This is a genomic window from Streptosporangium nanhuense (assembly GCF_059358815.1).
Window position 1 is genome coordinate 18574 of record NZ_JCADBG010000042.1, and the last position, 17614, is coordinate 36187.

Consider the following 17614-nt stretch of genomic DNA (forward strand, 5'->3'; position numbering starts at 1 on the left):
TCGACCGGGATCCGAGACCGGTGAGGAGGCTCCGGTCTCAGATCCCGGCAGGTCTCATTTCAGGGGCGGAGCGGCTCGATGTTCAGGACTCCGGAGCGGAAGGCCGCCACCTCCACCTCGGCGCCGGGAAAACCGGCCTCGCGTACGGCCGGCACCAGGCCCGGCAGCCCGGCGGCCCGGGGCCTCAGGTCGGCGGGCACCTCCACCCTCACCCGGTCGCCGAGGTCGCGTACCCGCAGGTCGGTGACCGGCAGGCCGGCCTGGGCCAGCAGGCGGCGCACCGCCCGCTCGGCCGTCTCGATCCGGTGCAGCCGGGCCGGCGTCACCTCCACGCCGTAGGCCACCCGGCTGGCCAGGCAGGGCGCGGCCGGCTTGTCCCAGGTGACCAGGTCCCACGCCTTGCTGGCCCGCCGTACCTCGGCCTTGGTCAGACCGGCGTCGCGCAGCGGGGCGAGCACCCCGCGCTCGTCGGCGGCCCTGATGCCCGGCCGGAAGGGATCCACGGCGTCGTCGGCGTTGGTGCCGGTGGCGACGTGCGCGAAGCCGTGCTCCGCCGCCACCCGGCCGATCACGTCGAGCACCTCCGACTTGCAGAAGTAGCAGCGGTCGCGGCCGTTGGCGCGGTAGCCGGGGCTCTCGGTCTCGGCGGTGGCCGGCAGCAGGTGCCGTACGCCGAGGGAGGCCGTGAACCGCCGGGCGGTGTCGAGTTCCTCGGCCGCCAGGCTGTCGGAGACTCCCGTCACCGCCAGCACCCGCCCGGTCCCGAGTGTCCGGACCGCCGCCGCCAGCACCAGCGCGGAGTCGGCTCCGCCGGAGAAGGCGACGGCGAGCGAGGGCAGGGCCGTCAGCCGGTCGAGCAGGGCGGCGATCTTGGCGTCGGAGGTCATCCCGGTCTCTCTCACGTGGCGGTGATCCTGGCGTCGGAGGTCATCCCGGTCTCCCTCACGTGGCGGTGATCCTGGCGTCGGAGGTCATTCCGGTCTCTCTCGCGTAGGGGGCCGCTCGCGGGCCAGCCGCAGCGCCCAGGCGGCCGTCTCACGCAGGGACAGGCCGAGGGCGGCCGAGGCGGCGGCCACGTCGTCGTGTTCGGGTTTGGCCGAGTGGGGTCCGTGCTTGACGCGCACGCGATGGCCCGCCAGGTCCACCTCGGTGGTGTGCCGGGGCAGGGCCGTGCGCTCGACCGCGACCTCGCGCACGCCGAGCGCGCCGGTCTCGACGAAGAGCAGCTCGCGCAGGGCCGGCGCGGCGGAAGGGCGGCACAGCAGGTGCAGCACGTGCGCCGGCCGGCCCTTCTTCATGGTGGCCGGGGTGGCCCAGGCGTCCAGGGCGCCGGCGTCGAGCGCGCGGGCGATCGTGTGGCCGAGCACCTCGCCGGTGACGTCGTCCAGGTTGGTCTCCAGGACGACCAGGGACTCGGTGCCGGCGTCACGGGCGGGCTCGGCGACGGTGACGGCGACGATGTTGGGGCGGTCGGCGAGCTCCCGGGTGCCCGCGCCGTAGCCGGTCGCCACCGGGGTCATCGCCGGCGGCGGGGTGTAGCGCGCTCCCATGGCGCGCAGCAGCGCCGCCCCCGTGGGGGTCACGGTCTCCCCGGGCAGGTCGCTGCCGGTCACCAGGGCCCCCCGCAGCAGGGCGGCGGTCGCGGGGGCCGGTACGGGCAGTACGCCGTGGCGGGTGGTCACCGTGCCGGTGCCCAGGGGGATCGGGGCGCAGTGCACGGCCGTGACGCCGAGCAGGTGCAGCGCGGCGGCCACGCCGACGATGTCCACGAGCGCGTCGTGGCCGCCCAGCTCGTGCAGGTGCACCAGGCCGGGGTCGATGCCGTGGATCGCACCCTCCGCCTCGGCGATCGCCCGCAGCGCGGCGGTGGCGAGGGCGGCGACCGGTTCCGGGCGGGCGGCCCCGGCCATGGAGATCAGCTCGGCCGCCCGCCGCTCGGTCGCCGTGTCGGTGACCGTGACCCGTACGCGGGTCACCGACAGCCCGTGGCTGACCGCCCGCCCGGCCGTCAGCTCCCAGCCGGTGAGGCCGGTCGATCCCACCGCCGCGCGGATGCCCTCCAGCGGGGCCCCGGCGTCGACGAGCGCCGCCAGCAGCATGTCCCCCGCCAGCCCGGTGAACGGGTTGACCCAGCAGATCACCGCTCTTCTCCCGGGGACCCCGGGGACGCCTGGGGCGCGGGGACGGGAGGGTACGGCGGGAGGGTGCGACGGGCGAAGGTGTGGGAGAGGCGGTGAGCGGCCATGGCGGCGCCGAAGCCGGAGTCGATGTTGACCACGGTGAGGCCGGCGGCGCACGAGGACAGCATCGCCAGCAGGGCGGTGACGCCCTCCAGGGCCGCGCCGTACCCGACGGAGGTGGGCACGGCGATCACCGGCGCCGCCACGAGGCCGCCGACGGCGCTGGCCAGCGCGCCCTCCATGCCCGCCACGACGATCACCGCGTCGGCCGCGCGCAGCCGCCCGGTCTCGGCGAGCAGCCGGTGGATGCCCGCCACGCCCACGTCGCGGATCACGGTGACGTCCAGCCCGAGCGCCCGGGCCACGGCCGCCGCCTCGGCCGCCACCGGCCCGTCGGAGGTGCCCGCCGTGACCACCGCGACCGCGAAGGGCCCGGTCGCCGCCGGCCGCCACACCAGCAGCCGCGCCGCCGGGTCGTGGGATCCGCCCGGCACGGCCGCCAGGACGGCCTCGGCGACCGTCTCCTCGACCCGCGTGGCCAGCACCGGGCCGCTGTTGCGGGCGAGCAGGGCGGAGGCGATGGCGGCGATCTCCGCGGCGGTCTTGCCCGGCCCGTAGACGACCTCGGGCGTCCCCTGGCGGGCCTCCCGGTCCACGTCGACCCGGGCGAACCCCAGGTCCACAGCGTCCACCGCGTCCACCGCGTCCACCGCGCGGCGTTCGCTCATGCCCTGCCGCCGGACAGGTAGGGGATGGTCTGCGGGCCCTCCGGCAGCACGCACACGCGGGCGCCCGGCCCGGCGGCGGCCAGCGCCTCGGTCACCGTGGCCGCGATGTCGCCGGTCTGCTCCAGGTGGGCGGTGGCCAGGTCGGCGTCGCTGAGGTAGGAGGTGTGCATCACCACCCGCGCGCCCGCCTGGATGCGCGCCTGGATCTGCACCTGCCACTGGTCGGGGACGGTCACCGGCCGGGCGGCGATCGCGTCGAGCAGTGCCCGCGGGGAGGACTCCGAGGCCAGGACCTCACGGTAGGAGCCGTGGTCGGGGAAGCCGTCGCGGCACTCGGCGGCGCAGACGATCACCCCGCCCGGCCGGACCACCTGGAAGGCCGCCGACATGCCCTTGACCGCCTGGTAGAGGTTCTGGTCGAGGGGGTAGCCGGAGTTGGTGGTGACCACCACGTCGAAGGGCGCCTCGACCCGTCGCATGGCGACCTCGCGGGCGGCGGCGGTGGCGGCGGCGTGCATGGGCAGGATGTCGCCGCCGAACGCCGCCGCGATGTCCTTGTCCCGGTTGAGGATCACGTCGAGGGCGAAGGTCACCCCGGTGCCCTCGGCGATGGCCCGCACGTCGTCGTGCACGGGGTTGCCCTCGATCACTCCCCAGGTGGCCCGGGGGTCGCCGATGCGCGCGGCGTCATGCAGGGTGAGCACGGTCTCCAGCGCGGCCAGGCCGGGGGCGACCAGCTTGGGCCCGCCGGAGAAGCCCGCGAAGAAGTGCGGCTCCACGAAACCGGTGGTGATCCGCACGTCGGCCTCGACCCAGGCGGTGTTCAGCCATACCGGCACGTCCCTGCCGAAGCGGCCGAGGTAGGTGAGCGACGCGAGGTCGCGGGCGTCGTGGTTGACGATCCGCACGGAGTCGACGACCCTGTCGCCGAACATCGCGCGCAGTTCGGCCTCGCTGTTGCCGCGATGGGTGCCGGTCGCGACGAGGACGGTCACGTCGCCGAGGTCGACGACGCCGTCGAGCTCGTCGAGGATCGCCGGGATCATCAGGTGCCGCGGCTGGGGGCGGGTGATGTCGCAGGCCGAGATGGCGACGGTCTGGCCGGGCCGTACCCTCTCGCGCAGCGGCGGCCCGGACACCGGGTCGCGCAGGGCCGCCCGCAGCACGCCCATCTGGTCGGGAGCGGCCGCGTGGTGGACGGGGGTGACCACCGTGGTGGCCTCGTCGGGCAGTTCGACCGTCAGACCGGTCTCCCCGTAGGCCAAGCGGACCTTCATCGTGTCTCCTCACCACCGAGCTCCGGCCAGAGCCCGTCGGCGATTTTAGTACCGGCCGGGGACGGATCGCCGTCGGCCCCGGCCGGGGAGCCCTCCACGTCCTCCAGCACCGCGCGAAGCCACGTCTCGGTCGTGCCGATGTGCACCAGCGCCGCCGCCTGGGCGAGTGTCGCGTCACCGGCGGCCAGGGCGTCGTAGATCGCCTCGTGCTCGGCGATGGTCTTGTGCGAGCTGCCGGTCTCGACCGTGCCGCGCCACACCCGCATCCGCAGGGTGCGGCCGGAGATCCCGTCGAGCAGGGTGGACAGCGTCTCGTTGCCGGTCGCCCGCACCACGGCGCGGTGGAAGGCCGCGTCATGGTGGTTCAGCTTCTCCACCTCGTCGCTGGCCGCGCGCATCGCGGCGAGGTGCTCGCCGATCTCGGCGAGCTGTCCGGCGGAGATGCGGGACGCGGCCAGCGCGGTGGCCGCGGGTTCCAGCATCCTCCGTACCTGGACGATCTCCAGCAAGGTGTCGTCGCGCAGCAGTTCGACGGCGAGCCCGAGCCCTTCCAGCAGCAACCGCGGCTCCAGGCTGGTCACGTAGGTGCCGTCGCCCCGCCGTACGTCGAGCACCCGGGCCACGACCAGCGCCTTGACCGCCTCGCGCAACGGGTTGCGGGAGACGCCGAGCTGGGCGGCGAGCTGGTGCTCGGGGGGGAGCCGCGCCCCCGGGGGGAGGTCGCCCGACTGGACGAGCGCCCGGATGCGGGAGATCGCCTCGTCGGTCAGGGACATGGGCACGACCTCCGGTCGCGAAGTCGCTCGATCGGTACGCGGGTCACCGCGGGAACATAACAGACATCCCATGTTCGCGTGAAAGGTCGACCCACGCAAGGCAAACATGGGACGCATCCGTGCGGCAGTGCTCTGAAATATTCATCGAATTCGGCATATTTACGCTATTTCACCGGAAGGTCTAGACACCTAGCGCCGGGAGGATTACAAAGACATCCCATGTCCATGTGGTGAAGATCTCTTCACCTTTCGGAAACATCCGCTGGAGGTAGACCTTCGTGCGCATGTATCGCCAGAGCGGGGCACCGTGACGGAGCTGATCACCGCGGTCGAGGCCCACGACATCCGGTTCCCCACCTCCCGAGACCTCGACGGTTCCGACGCCATGAACCCCGAGCCCGACTACTCCGCCGCCTACGTGATCGTGCGGACCGGCGGCGGGCAGGAGGGGCACGCGCTCGCCTTCACCGTCGGGCGCGGCAACGAGATCGCCGTCGCCGCCGTGGAGTCGCTGGCGCCGCTGGTCACCGGACGGCCGGTGGCCGAGGTGCTCGGCGATCTCGGCGGGGTGTCGCGCCGGCTCACCGGCGACAGCCAGCTGCGCTGGCTCGGCCCGGAGAAGGGCGTCATCCACATGGCGGCCGGGGCCGTGCTCAACGCCCTGTGGGACCTTCGCGCGCGCGGGGCGGGCAAGCCGCTGTGGCGGCTGCTGTCGGAACTGTCGCCGGAGGAGATCGTCGACGTCGTCGACTTCCGCTACCTGGAGGACGCGCTCACCCGGGAGGAGGCGCTGGCCATCCTGCGCGACGCCGAGCCGGGCCGCGACGGGCGCCGCGCGCGCCTGCTCGCCGAGGGCTACCCGGCCTACACCACCACCCCCGGCTGGCTCGGCTACACCGACGACAAGCTGGTCCGGCTGGCCAAGGAGGCGGTCGCCGACGGGTTCCGCCTCATCAAACTGAAGGTCGGCGCCGATCCGGCCGAGGACGCGCGGCGCGTGCGGCTGGCCCGCGAGGCGGTCGGCCCCGGCGTGCGCATCGCCGTGGACGCCAACCAGGCGTGGAACGTCGGCCAGGCGATCGAACGCATGGCCCCGCTCGCCGAGTTCGACCTGTACTGGATCGAGGAGCCCACCTCCCCCGACGACGTGCTCGGCCATGCCGCCATCCGGAAGCGGGTCGCGCCCGTCAAGGTCGCCACCGGCGAGCACGCCCACAACCGGGTGATGTTCAAGCAGTTCCTGCAGGCGGGCGCGATCGACATCCTGCAGCTCGACGCGGCCAGGGTCGCCGGGGTCAACGAGAACATCGCCGTCCTGCTGCTGGCCGCCAAGTTCGGGGTGCCGGTGTGCCCGCACGCGGGCGGCGTCGGCCTGTGCGAGATGGTCCAGCACCTGGCGATGTTCGACTACGTGGCCGTCAGCGGCACCACCGAGGACCGCGTCATCGAGTACATCGACCACCTGCACGAGCACTTCACCGACCCGGTGGTGCTCGCGGACGGCCGGTACGTCGCTCCCCTCGAACCGGGCGGAGGCGCCGAGATGCGTCCGGCGTCGCGCGCCGAGTACGCCTACCCGCACGGCCCACGGTGGGCCGCCGACACAGCCGCCGACACAGCCGGCGACACGGCCGGCGGTACCGCCGCCGACGCGGGAGGGGTGAGGTGAGGAGCGTCCTCGACGGGCTCGGGGCCGTCGAAGACGCTCGCACCGGCCCGGCCGTGGACGGCGGCACACACCGCCTTCCGCAGCGACCCAGCACAGGAAAGGAACGACCATGAGACGAGGACTCGCCCTGGGAGCGGCCGCCGCCCTGGCGGCCGGCCTGACCGGCGCCTGCGGGGGCGACGCCGGCGGCGGCACGGCGGCCGCCCCGGAGGGCGGCAAGCCGATCGTCGGGGTGGACTACCCCCGCTCCGACACCGACTTCTGGAACTCCTTCATCAAGTACGTCCCCCAGTTCGGCGCCGAGAACGGCCTGGAGCTGAAGACCTCCAACTCCCAGAACGACATCTCCAAGCTCACCGCCAACGTGCAGAGCCTCATCAGCCAGGGCGTCAAGGGCCTCGTGCTGGCGCCGCAGGACACCGCCGCCGTGGCCCCCACCCTCCAGCAGCTCACCGCCAAGAAGATCCCCGTCGTCATGGTCGACACCCGCCCCGAGCAGGGCGAGGCCTACATGGTGGTACGCGCCGACAACCGGGCCTACGGGGAGAAGGCCTGCAAGTTCCTCGGCGAGAAGCTGTCCGGCAAGGGCAAGGTCATCATGCTCCAGGGCGACCTGGCCTCCATCAACGGCCGCGACCGCACCGAGGCGTTCAACGAGTGCATGAAGGCCGGCTACCCCGGCATCACGGTGTTCGGCGAGGCCACCAACTGGGACGGCGCCATCGCCTCGCAGAAACTCCAGACACAGCTCACCGCGAACCCTGACATCAAGGGCGTCTACATGCAGTCGAGCTTCGCCCTGTCGGGCACCCTCCAGGTGCTCAAGCAGCGCGGGCTGCTGGTCCCCCCGACCGACCCCAAGCACGTCTTCGTCATCTCCAACGACGGCATCCCCCAGGAGCTGAAGGAGATCGCCGCGGGCAACATCGACGCCACCGTCTCGCAACCGGCCGACCAGTACGCCAAGTACGCGCTGGAGTACACCAAGGCCGCCATCGACGGAAAGACGTTCAAGCCCGGCGCGACCGACCACGACAGCACCATCGTCCAGGTGCGTCCCGGCCTGCTGGAGGACCAGCTCTCCGCGCCCCTGGTCACCACCGACGGCGGCACCTACGGCGACGTCCCGAGCGTCAAGCCCGACGACACCTCGCTGTGGGGCAACAGCCTTGGCGGCTGACCCGGCGCCCACTCCCGTCGTCGAGGCGGTGGGCGTCAGCAAGAGGTATGGGGAGACCGTCGCGCTGGACCGCGCCGGAATCCAGGTCATGCCCGGCCGCACCCACGCCCTGGTCGGCCGCAACGGGGCCGGGAAGTCCACGCTGGTCTCGATCCTCACCGGGCTGCAGCCCCCCGACGAGGGCGAGGTGCGGTTCGGCGGCGAGGCCGCCCCGCGCCTCGCCGACCGCGACGCCTGGCGGCGGCGGGTGGCCTGCGTCTACCAGAAGTCCACGATCATCCCCGAGCTGACCGTGGCGGAGAACCTCTACCTGCACCGCCACGACCTGAACCGTTTCGGGCTGGTCCGCTGGGGCGCGCTGCGGCGCAAGGCGGCCACGCTGCTCGCCGCCTGGTCGGTGGACGTCGACGTACGCCTGCCGGCCGGCGAGCTGGACGTCGAGCAGCGGCAGTTCGTGGAGATCGCCCGCGCGCTGTCCTTCGGCGCCCGTTTCATCATCCTCGACGAGCCGACCGCCCAGCTCGACGCCGCCGCCATCGCCCGGCTGTTCACCCGCATCCGCGCCCTGCAGGAGCAGGGAGTGACCTTCCTGTTCATCAGCCACCACCTGCGGGAGATCTACGAGATCTGCGACACGGTCACGGTCTTCCGCGACGCCCGGCACATCCTGACCACCGCGGTGGCCGACCTGACGCACGCCGAGCTGGTGGCGGCGATGACGGGAGAGGCCACCGGCCTGGCCTCCGCGTTCTCCCGGGCGTCGGTACCCGCCGACGCCGGCGCGGTGCTCGGCGTGCGCGACCTGTCCTACGGCGACGCCTACCGCGAGATCGACCTCGACGTCCGGGCCGGCGAGATCGTCGGCCTGGCGGGCGCGGCCGCCAGCGGCCGGACCGAACTGGCCGAGACCGTCGCCGGGCTGCGCGCGGCCGACTCCGGCGCGATCGAGGTCGCCGGCCACAGCCCCCGTCCCGGCAGCGTGCCCGACGCGCTCGCGGCGGGTGTCGGCCTCGTCCCCCGCGACCGGCACCACCAGGGGTTCGTCTCGATGATGTCGATCGCCGACAACGCCACCATGACCGTCCCCGAACGGCTCGGCGAGGCCGGCCTGATCAACGGCCGCCGGCGCGACCGGCTGGCCAGGACCCTGATCACCAAACTGGCGATCAAGACCCCCGGCCCCGGCCTGCCCGTGATGGGCCTGTCCGGCGGCAACCAGCAGAAGGTCGTCATGGCCAGGGCGCTGGCCTCCGACCCCCGGCTGCTCGTGCTGATCACCCCCACCGCCGGGGTGGACGTGCGGTCCAAGGAGTTCCTGCTCGGCAAGGTCGAGGAGGCCGCCGCCAGGGGAAGCGGCGTGCTGATCGCCTCCGACGAGCTCGACGACCTGCGGCTGTGCGACCGGCTGCTGGTGATGTTCCAGGGCCGCCTCGTCGCGGAGATGGCCGCCGGGTGGCACGACCACGACGTGGTGGCGGCCATGGAAGGAGTCCGGCTCGATGCCCTCGACGCCCCCGATGCCTGAGGAGACCCTCGTGCCCGCCGCGGAGAGCGCCGCCCCCCGGCGGGAACGGCCGCGGGTGCGGCTGGCCCGGCTGCGCGACCTCGCGCTGGTCCCCGCGATCGTCGTGATCGCCGTCGTCGGCCAGATCGTCCACCCGATCTTCCTGCAGGGCGACAACCTGATCAACATCCTGCAGACCATGTCGGAGATGTCGCTGCTGGTGATGGCACAGACGATCGTCCTGGTCGCAGGGAAGATGGACCTCTCGCTGGAGTCGACGTTCGGCCTCGCGCCGGGCGTGGCCGCCTGGCTCACCGTCGCCGTCGGCTCGGGCGCCGGGCTGGGCCTGCTGCCGGGCGCCTGGGCGATCCCGGTCACCCTGGCCGTCGGCGCGCTGATCGGCGCGATCAACGCGCTGCTGATCGTGCGGTTCGGGCTCAACGGCTTCATCGTCACCCTCGGCATGCTGATCGTGCTGCGCGGCCTGCTCACCGGCATCTCCGGCGGCCAGACCTTCTTCAACCTGCCGCCGTCGATGCTCTATCTCGGCTCGGCCCTGTGGTTCGGCGTGCCCGCCTCGATCTGGCTTTGCCTGCTGCTGTTCGCCGCCGGCATCGTGCTGCTCGGCTTCACCCGCTACGGCCGCGCCCTGTACGCCATCGGCGGCAACGTGGACGCGGCCAGGGCGGCCGGCATCCGCACCGGCCGGGTGCTGTGGACCGCGCTGGTGGGCGCGAGCCTGCTCGCCGCCCTCGGGGGCCTGCTGCTGTCGGGACGCCTCGCCTCGGTGGCCGCCGCCCAGGGCGACGGCGCCATCTTCACCGTGTTCGCCGCGGCCGTCATCGGAGGCGTCAGCCTCAACGGCGGCAAGGGCACCATGTTCGGCGCCTTCACCGGCATCCTGCTCCTCTACATGATCCAGAACGTCCTCACCCTGGCCGGCGTGCCCGCCCAGTGGATCCAGGCCCTCAACGGCGCCATCATCCTCATCGCCCTCGTCCTGTCCCGCCTCACCGGAGGAAAAGTCCAGGAATAACCCACGTCAGGCACCCCCGACCGTTCCTCCGCCACGGCACGTCCACGCGCCACACCCCCTACCGATTGGAACGACCATGTCCGACGAGCACCACCTGACACGCAGGCGACTGATGCAGCTCGGGGCGGCCGGAGCCGGCTCCATGCTGTTACCCCTGCAGTGGACCGCGGCCGCCAGAGCCGCCTCGGCGCCCCCCGCGGCGGTGACCGCCGCCGGCGACCTGGCCCTGTGGTACGACGAGAGCTCCGGCACCGACTGGCTGCGCGCCCTGCCGATCGGCAACGGCCGCCTGGGCGCCATGGTGTTCGGCAACGTCGACACCGAGCGGCTGCAGCTCAACGAGGACACCGTCTGGGCCGGTGGGCCCTACGACCAGAGCAACACCCGGGGCGCGGGGGCGCTGGGGCAGATCCGGCAGCTGGTCTTCCAGAACCAGTGGAGCCAGGCCCAGACCCTGATCGACCAGAACATGCTCGGCAGCCCCGCGGGCCAGCTGGCCTACCAGACCGTCGGCAACCTGCGGCTCGCGTTCGGCGACACCTCCGGGGTCTCGGAGTACAACCGCTACCTGGACCTCACCACGGCCACCACGACGGTTTCGTACCTGAAGAACGGCGTGCGCCACCAGCGCGAGACGTTCGCGAGCGCGCCGGACCAGGTGATCGTGATGCGCCTGACCGCCGACAGGGCCGGCTCGATCTCGTTCTCCGCGACGTTCGACAGCCCGCAGCAGACGACGCGGTCCAGCCCGGACGGCACGACGGTGGCGCTCAGCGGCGTCTCGGGCAACATGGAGGGCAAGACCGGCGCGGTGCGGTTCCTGGGCCTGGCCAAGGCCGTCATCGAGGGCGGCACCGTCAGCAGCTCGAACGGCACGCTGCAGGTGACGGGCGCGACCAGCGTGACGGTGCTGATCTCCATCGGCTCCAGCTACCGCAACTACCGCGACGTCAGCGGCGACTACCAGGGCATCGCGCGCCAGCACCTCAACGCCGCCGTCGCCAGGAGCTTCACCGACCTGCGCGCCCGGCACGTGGCCGACTACCAGCGGCTGTTCGGGCGCACGACGCTGGAGCTCGGCCGCACCTCGGCGGCCGACCAGCCGACCGACGTGCGGATCGCGCAGCACAACAGCGTCAACGACCCGCAGTTCTCGGTGCTGCTGTTCCAGTACGGCCGCTACCTGCTGATCTCCTCCTCCCGGCCCGGCACCCAGCCGGCCAACCTGCAGGGCATCTGGAACGACTCGCTGGCGCCGGCCTGGGACTCGAAGTACACCATCAACGCCAACCTGCCGATGAACTACTGGCCCGCCGACACGACGAACCTGTCGGAGTGCTTCGAGCCGGTCTTCGGGATGATCAACGATCTGGCGGTCAGCGGCGCCCGTACGGCCCAGGTCCAGTACAACGCCGGCGGCTGGGTGGCCCACCACAACACCGACGCGTGGCGGGCCACCTCCGTCGTCGACGGCGCCTTCTGGGGCATGTGGCAGACCGGCGGCGCGTGGCTGGCCACCCTCATCTGGGAGCACTACACCTTCACCGGCGACCTCGCGTTCCTCCAGCAGTACTACCCGGCGATGAAGGGCGCCGCGCAGTTCTTCCTCGACACCCTCGTGCAGGAACCGAGCCTCGGGTTCCTGGTCACGAACCCGTCGAACTCCCCGGAGCTGGCCCACCACAGCGGCGTCAGCGTCTGCGCGGGCCCCACGATGGACAACCAGATCCTGCGCGACCTGTTCAACGGCTGCGCCAAGGCCAGCCAGGCGCTCGGCGTCGACGCGGACTTCCGAACCCGGGTCCTGTCCGCCCGGGACCGGCTCCCCCCGATGAAGACCGGCTCGCGCGGCAACATCCAGGAGTGGCTGTACGACTGGATCGAGACCGAGCCCGCCCACCGGCACGTCTCCCACCTGTACGGCCTGCACCCCAGCAACCAGATCACCAAGCGCGGCACCCCCGCGCTGTACACCGCCGCGCGGCGCACCCTCGAACTGCGCGGCGACGACGGGACCGGCTGGTCGCTCGCCTGGAAGATCAACTACTGGGCGCGGATGGAGGAGGGCGCCCGCGCGCACACCCTGATCCGCCTCCTGGTGACGACGGCCCGGCTCGCGCCGAACATGTTCGACCTGCACCCGCCGTTCCAGATCGACGGCAACTTCGGCGCCACCTCCGGTATCGCGGAGATGCTCCTGCAGAGCCACAACGGCGAGCTGCACGTGCTGCCGGCGCTGCCGTCCGCCTGGCCGGCCGGGAAGGTGCGGGGCCTGCGGGGGCGCGGCGGCTACACCGTGGACACGACGTGGAGCTCCGGCACGGCCACCGAGATCCTCGTCAGGTTCGACCGCGACGGGACCGTCAACGTCCGCAACCGGATCTTCACCGGCACCTACCAGGTGGTCGACACCGGCAGCGGCGCCGCCGTCACCGTCACCAAACCCGAGTCCGACGTCGTCGCGCTGACCGGCCAGGCGGGCCGCACGTACCGCCTGACCGGGACCGGCGCGCCGCAGCCCACCTACGTGCGGATCGCCAACGGGACCACCGGCCTGGTCCTGGACAGCGGCGGCAACGTCGCCTCCGGGTCGAACCTCAAGCAGTGGAACAACGACGGCAGCACCAACCTGCAGTGGCAGCTCGTCGACCTGGGCAGCGGCTGGTACCGCATCGTCAACCGCACCAACGGCATGGTCATCGACAGCTGGGGCAACACCGCCAACGGCGCCGTCGCCCGGCAGGCGGCCTGGAACGGCAACAACAACCAGCAGTGGCGCCTCAACAGCGTGGGCAACGGCCGCAACCAGATCATCAACCGCGGCACCGGCACGGCCCTGGACGGCATGGGCAACAGCACCGCCGGCTCCACCGTCGCCATGTGGGCGCCGAACACCAACACCAACAACCAGTGGACCATCACGGGCGTGTGACGGCCGGCACCTGCCCGGCCCCGACCCGTGTGTACCCCGCCGCGACCGGCCACCGGTCGCGGCGGCCGAGCGGGCCGGTTTGCGCGCAGCAGCTGAGAACGGCGGAAGCCGTGAGTGCCTCCCGAGTTCGTTACGACGGGTGGCCGTCGCTCTCGATCGGCACCGGGTCATGTCGATCACGTGCCGGGCGCGCGCCGCCGGCCTTGCCGATCAGGTTCGCCCGGCGCAGCACGTCGACCTGAGCGCGGTTGTAAAGGGCGTGGAGGGCGTGGCCGACGGCGCTTCGGGCCGCTTCCGCCCTGTGCGGCGTGGAGTCCTTGGGCTCCAACGTGACCGCGTGATCGGCGGCCGCGTCGATGAACGGCGCGATCCGCTCGGCGACGGCCTGCCGTGTGGTCTCGTCGGCGTCCTCGGGAAGGTCGCGGAACTCCTCGTCGAGTTCGGGGTTGGGATCCGCCTCCAGGGTCCGCCGCACCGCGTCCATCGACTCGCCGGAGAACAGCTGGGCATAGATCATGATGAGTGCGCGATCGTTGTCGCGCAGATGCTCCGCGACGCCGCCGAACCCGGTCGGCACGTCCAGTGACGCGCCCGGCCGGGACAACACGGCAAGCTCCTGCCGGATGTTCTGGAGTCGCTCCACCGTCGCCTCGAGCTCGGCGTCGATGGTCCGGAAGATCGAGGCGCGGTCGTCGGTGCCCGTCTCCATCGCCGCCACCTGCGCGAGTGGCACGCCCAGCGCGGTCAGTCTCTTGATCTGCAGAAGTCGCGTCAGGTGGTGGACCTCGTACCGCTTGTAGCCGTTGGGCTCCCGGTCGGGCTCGTCGAGCAAACCGATCTCGTGGTAGTAGCGCACCGCCTTCACCGTGCTTCCCGACAGCTCGGCTATCTCACGCGTGCTCCAGGTCATGGGTTCCTCACCTCCTCGTGCGGTACCGCACGTCCGGCGGCGCCTCTCGGTGGATGCCGTCGTCGAAGCGGGGGCGATCCACCGATGCTCCCCCGCTCCTCGTCGCGGGCTTCGGCCCGCCCGACGCCCGCGACGGCACTAGCTCGCGGCCCGCGCCCGCCGCTCGCGCAGCCGGACGAACACGATCATGCCGACGTTGACGGCGACGGGAATCAGCGCCGTCACGGCGAGCGGTCGCTCGCGAGGACGAACGCCGGGCGGCTCTCATGAGAGCGGCCAGTTGCGCAGGGCGGCGTCGGCCATCTCCTGGAGCTCGTCGCGGCCGACACCGCTCGCGGCCTGCACGGCGATGCCGAACGCCAAGGTGGTGACGTAGCGGGCCAGCAGCCCCGGATCGGTCTGCGGGGGCAGGTCGCCGTCGTCGACGGCCCGCCGGAACCGCTCCTGGACGCATGAGCAGCCGTTCTTGCGCCAGGCGACGAGAAGGTCGCGGACCTCGCGCCCCGAGTCACCGGCGGCCAGGGCGCCCTGGACACCCAGGCACCCGCGAGGGTGGGCCGGGCGGGTGGTGGTCCGAACGGTGCCGGCCAGGATCGCGGTGGCGACGCCGAGGGCGGTCGGCTCCTCCAGGGCCCGGGACAGGTATCCGCCCGGACCTTCGGTGTAGCGCTCCAGGGCCTTGCGGAACAGCTCCTCCTTGTTGCCGAAGGCCGCGTACATGCTGGTGGTGGAGATGCCCATCGCCTCCGTCAGGTGGGCCAGGCTGGTCCCCTCGTAGCCGTGCTCCCAGAAGGCCAGCACGGCGCGCTCGAGAGCTTCGTCGGCGTCGAATCCCCGTGGCCGGCCGATCGGGCCGCCCTTTTTCGTCTCCACCCCCACAGCCTACCCTTTTTGTAGCGATCGCTGCAGAAGTGTTACCCTCCCTTTCTGCAGCGATCGCTACAGAAGTCGGGGGGACGGCGCGTGGGACCACCTGGGGGTGAGGCCGTCCCGCCGGGCGCGAGGGATCCTTCCGCGCGCGGCGTACGCGGCGGAGCGGCCGGATCTCCACGTCCCGGCACTTCCCGCCCGGTCCGGGACCGCGAGGTCCGTGAGGCGAGCAGAGGGCCGACGGAGGACCGGCGGAGGGCCGACTGAGGGTCCTGTCACACCCCGGGCGAAAGGCCCGGGTCCAGGAGGGTGCCGCGCGCAGCGGCGCCGACGGCCCGCTCGGGCCACCTACTTCGAGGGGAAACGCATGACCATCACACTGATCACCGGGGCCAACAAGGGCATCGGATTCGAGACGGCCAAGCAGCTTCTGGAGCTGGGCCACGTGGTCTACATCGGCGCGCGTGACGTCGAGCGAGGCGAGAAGGCCGCGGCGGCGCTGGGCGCACGATTCGTGCGGCTCGACGTGACCGACGACGCGTCGGTGAGCAGCGCGCTGGCGACGATCGACGCGGTCGAGGGCCGGCTCGACGTCCTGGTGCACAACGCGGGCATCCTGGAGACCGGAGTCACCGACGGTCCCACGGCTCTGCGGGTCTTCGACACCAACGCGGTGGGAATCGTGCGCGTCACGGAGGCGGCACTCCCCCTGCTGCGCAGGTCGTCGAACCCGACCGTGGTCACCGTTTCGAGCAGCGCCGGGTCGTTCTGGGCGGTGACCAACCCCGAGCGGCCGGAGTTCCACGTGGCGGCGGCGCTTTACTCCGCGTCCAAGGCGGCGGCCACCATGCTCACACTCCAGTACGCCAAGTCCCAGCCGGGCATCAAGTTCAACGCGCTCGAGCCCGGCTTCACCGCCACCGACATGACCGCCGGCCTGCCCTTCGAAGGCGGAAGATCGCCGGAAGAGAGCGCCAGGACCGTCGTGCGTCTGGCGACTCTCGGCGCGGACGGCCCGACAGGAACGCTCCAGGAGGAAGCCGGGGAATTGCGCTGGTAGGAGCGCGGGAACGATCGAGGGGCAGCGCGACCGCGCTGCCCCTCGATCGTTCCCGCACGACCCTGGCAGCGCCGAACGGCACCCGTGCCGTTCGGCCTCGGACAAGCCGCACACGAGACCGGCGAGTACGAGGACGCGTGGCGGGTGGCCGACCCGCCACGGCTCACCCGGACGGGGACACCCCGCCGTCACGTCGTCGGCGCGCGAGGTGACGCCACGACGACGAGACGACCGGTTCGGAGGCGCGGGACGACCATCGCGATGAGCGCTCCCGGTCTCCTGGCCGCCTGGCCGCCCGAAGTGATCACGGCCGGTCGACGACATCACGAAGGGGAGATCGCCGGTCGGCACGGTGACCGGAAGGCGGCGGAAGTCATTTCCAACGCAATTGTTTGCGTTAACACACCGTGATCAACGGTAGGCGTACGGCATGACGCTGTCAATCACTCGCGTCGGAAACTTATGTGATGCCCAGGAAATGTTTCGCATTCTTCCGAGGAGGTAGCACCCTCGCGGACGACACGCTCGCGCCTCGGTCCGACGCGCGTTCGCCGGAGCGCCCTCCCGGAACAGGTGGATCGCCACGACGGCCGCCGTGGCGCCCGTCTCGACCGGCGAACGGCGCCGAGCCGGTGGTGGGAGCCCTGCGCTCGCGGTCGCGCCGGGAGACCCCGCGATAGCGGTCACGATCGTTCCGCTGTTCGCGGTCGCCGCGAGCACTTCCCTCGGGGTGGCATTTCTGCCGTCGAACCGACGGGTGCCGGGAGCCGGCCGGGAGGTGAATCGCCACATCTGACAGCCAGGTCACGAAAGTTGGCGCGGTTGTGTCCGAAACTTATGGTTGCCAAGTCGTAACTTCTGTGAAACTTTCACTTTCGCGGGCGTCGTCAGGTGATCTCTCTCCGGGCGAATGTCCAGGCAGGGAAGCGTATCGACGGCGACGCCCAGATCAGCGAGGATCGCGGCTCGTTGACGCCGCCCGACCGGTCGGATGTACTCCGACATCACCCCCCAGGAGCAGGCCATGGATATCTGGAACCCGAAATGTTAGCGGTAACAACCTTTGGCGGCCGACGTCCGGCCTCTGACCGGCCCGGGAGCGTCGGACGCATCCCCTCCCCGGACGCCCGCCCGTCACGGAGCCGCCGCCGGCCCTCCGCCGCATCGGCGGCCGGCCGTCCCCGCGATGTCGATCGCGTGTCGCGCGTCGACCCGATCAGCGCCCCGCCGGGCGCCGAGAACCGGCAGGACACCACCTCCCGAACGACTTCATGATCGCCTTGTTAGCGCTAACAAGTTCTTGAAAGGAGAGTCATGCGTCCTACCGGGCGAAATCGCCTGCGCGTGTTGATCGCCGCCATAACGTCGATCGTGCTCACCGGCACGATGCTCACCCTCGCCACCTCCTCCGCGACCGCGGCGACCGTCGACACCAACGCCTGGTACGTCCTGGTCAACCGCACCAGCGGCAAGGCCCTGGACGTCTACAACC

General features: G+C 71.8%; 13 protein-coding genes. 6 read left to right on the plus strand and 7 right to left on the minus strand.

What is annotated here, in order from left to right:
- Positions 1–59: 59 nt before the first annotated feature.
- From larE to AC5L38_RS42160, 5 genes are all read right to left on the minus strand, one after another.
- The gene (larE, locus tag AC5L38_RS42140) at positions 60–902 is read right to left on the minus strand and encodes an ATP-dependent sacrificial sulfur transferase LarE (RefSeq protein WP_495248436.1); all 843 of its coding nucleotides are present in this window, start codon (positions 900–902) and stop codon (positions 60–62) included.
- 69 nt (positions 903–971) lie between these two features.
- Positions 972–2141, minus strand: a complete 1170-nt coding sequence (larC, locus tag AC5L38_RS42145; protein WP_495248437.1) for a nickel pincer cofactor biosynthesis protein LarC — start codon at positions 2139–2141, stop codon at positions 972–974.
- Positions 2138–2908 carry a nickel pincer cofactor biosynthesis protein LarB gene (larB, locus tag AC5L38_RS42150; RefSeq protein WP_495248438.1) on the minus strand — a complete coding sequence of 257 codons (771 nt, stop codon included), beginning with the start codon at positions 2906–2908 and terminating at the stop codon, positions 2138–2140. Before larB ends, larC begins: the two co-directional genes overlap by 4 nt.
- Positions 2905–4185 (minus strand): nickel-dependent lactate racemase, encoded by a 1281-nt coding sequence (gene larA, locus AC5L38_RS42155; protein ID WP_495248439.1) that lies wholly within the window; start codon positions 4183–4185, stop codon positions 2905–2907. Before larA ends, larB begins: the two co-directional genes overlap by 4 nt.
- A complete protein-coding gene (locus AC5L38_RS42160; RefSeq protein WP_495248440.1) occupies positions 4182–4961 on the minus strand; it encodes a FadR/GntR family transcriptional regulator in 780 nt (259 codons plus the stop codon). Before AC5L38_RS42160 ends, larA begins: the two co-directional genes overlap by 4 nt.
- Before the next feature lie 307 nt (positions 4962–5268).
- Here AC5L38_RS42160 and AC5L38_RS42165 point away from each other — a divergent pair, with 307 nt between their 5' ends.
- The 5 genes from AC5L38_RS42165 to AC5L38_RS42185 all read left to right on the plus strand — a co-directional run bounded on the left by AC5L38_RS42165 (position 5269) and on the right by AC5L38_RS42185 (position 13282).
- Positions 5269–6630 (plus strand): enolase C-terminal domain-like protein, encoded by a 1362-nt coding sequence (locus AC5L38_RS42165; RefSeq protein ID WP_495248441.1) that lies wholly within the window; start codon positions 5269–5271, stop codon positions 6628–6630.
- 109 nt (positions 6631–6739) lie between these two features.
- Positions 6740–7810, plus strand: coding sequence for a sugar ABC transporter substrate-binding protein (locus AC5L38_RS42170; protein WP_495248442.1), 1071 nt, complete (start codon positions 6740–6742; stop codon positions 7808–7810).
- The gene (locus AC5L38_RS42175; protein WP_495248443.1) at positions 7800–9335 is read left to right on the plus strand and encodes a sugar ABC transporter ATP-binding protein; all 1536 of its coding nucleotides are present in this window, start codon (positions 7800–7802) and stop codon (positions 9333–9335) included. The genes AC5L38_RS42170 and AC5L38_RS42175 overlap by 11 nt, the downstream gene beginning before the upstream one ends.
- On the plus strand, positions 9310–10350 hold the full coding sequence (locus tag AC5L38_RS42180) for an ABC transporter permease (RefSeq protein WP_495248444.1): 1041 nt from the start codon (positions 9310–9312) through the stop codon (positions 10348–10350). Before AC5L38_RS42175 ends, AC5L38_RS42180 begins: the two co-directional genes overlap by 26 nt.
- 76 nt (positions 10351–10426) lie before the next feature.
- Complete coding sequence (locus tag AC5L38_RS42185) at positions 10427–13282, plus strand: glycosyl hydrolase family 95 catalytic domain-containing protein (RefSeq protein ID WP_495248445.1); 2856 nt, start codon at positions 10427–10429, stop codon at positions 13280–13282.
- A gap of 130 nt (positions 13283–13412) precedes the next feature.
- Here AC5L38_RS42185 and AC5L38_RS42190 read toward each other — a convergent pair whose 3' ends face one another.
- Both AC5L38_RS42190 and AC5L38_RS42195 read right to left on the minus strand, forming a co-directional pair.
- Positions 13413–14192, minus strand: a complete 780-nt coding sequence (locus AC5L38_RS42190; RefSeq protein ID WP_495248446.1) for a helix-turn-helix domain-containing protein — start codon at positions 14190–14192, stop codon at positions 13413–13415.
- Positions 14193–14456: 264 nt separating this feature from the next.
- Positions 14457–15065 carry a TetR/AcrR family transcriptional regulator gene (locus tag AC5L38_RS42195; RefSeq protein ID WP_495248447.1) on the minus strand — a complete coding sequence of 203 codons (609 nt, stop codon included), beginning with the start codon at positions 15063–15065 and terminating at the stop codon, positions 14457–14459.
- Positions 15066–15429: 364 nt separating this feature from the next.
- Here AC5L38_RS42195 and AC5L38_RS42200 point away from each other — a divergent pair, with 364 nt between their 5' ends.
- On the plus strand, positions 15430–16122 hold the full coding sequence (locus AC5L38_RS42200; RefSeq protein WP_495248448.1) for an SDR family NAD(P)-dependent oxidoreductase: 693 nt from the start codon (positions 15430–15432) through the stop codon (positions 16120–16122).
- Positions 16123–17614 lie beyond the last annotated feature (1492 nt).

Excerpts from the sequence above, each read along its gene's own strand:
- larB (WP_495248438.1), bottom strand. The coding sequence starts at position 2,908 with ATGAGCGAACGCCGCGCGGTGGACGCGGTGGACGCGGTGGACGCTGTG.
- larA (WP_495248439.1), bottom strand. The coding sequence starts at position 4,185 with ATGAAGGTCCGCTTGGCCTACGGGGAGACCGGTCTGACGGTCGAACTG.
- AC5L38_RS42160 (WP_495248440.1), bottom strand. The coding sequence starts at position 4,961 with ATGTCCCTGACCGACGAGGCGATCTCCCGCATCCGGGCGCTCGTCCAG.
- AC5L38_RS42170 (WP_495248442.1), top strand. The coding sequence starts at position 6,740 with ATGAGACGAGGACTCGCCCTGGGAGCGGCCGCCGCCCTGGCGGCCGGC.
- AC5L38_RS42180 (WP_495248444.1), top strand. The coding sequence starts at position 9,310 with ATGCCCTCGACGCCCCCGATGCCTGAGGAGACCCTCGTGCCCGCCGCG.
- AC5L38_RS42185 (WP_495248445.1), top strand. The coding sequence starts at position 10,427 with ATGTCCGACGAGCACCACCTGACACGCAGGCGACTGATGCAGCTCGGG.
- AC5L38_RS42190 (WP_495248446.1), bottom strand. The coding sequence starts at position 14,192 with ATGACCTGGAGCACGCGTGAGATAGCCGAGCTGTCGGGAAGCACGGTG.
- AC5L38_RS42200 (WP_495248448.1), top strand. The coding sequence starts at position 15,430 with ATGACCATCACACTGATCACCGGGGCCAACAAGGGCATCGGATTCGAG.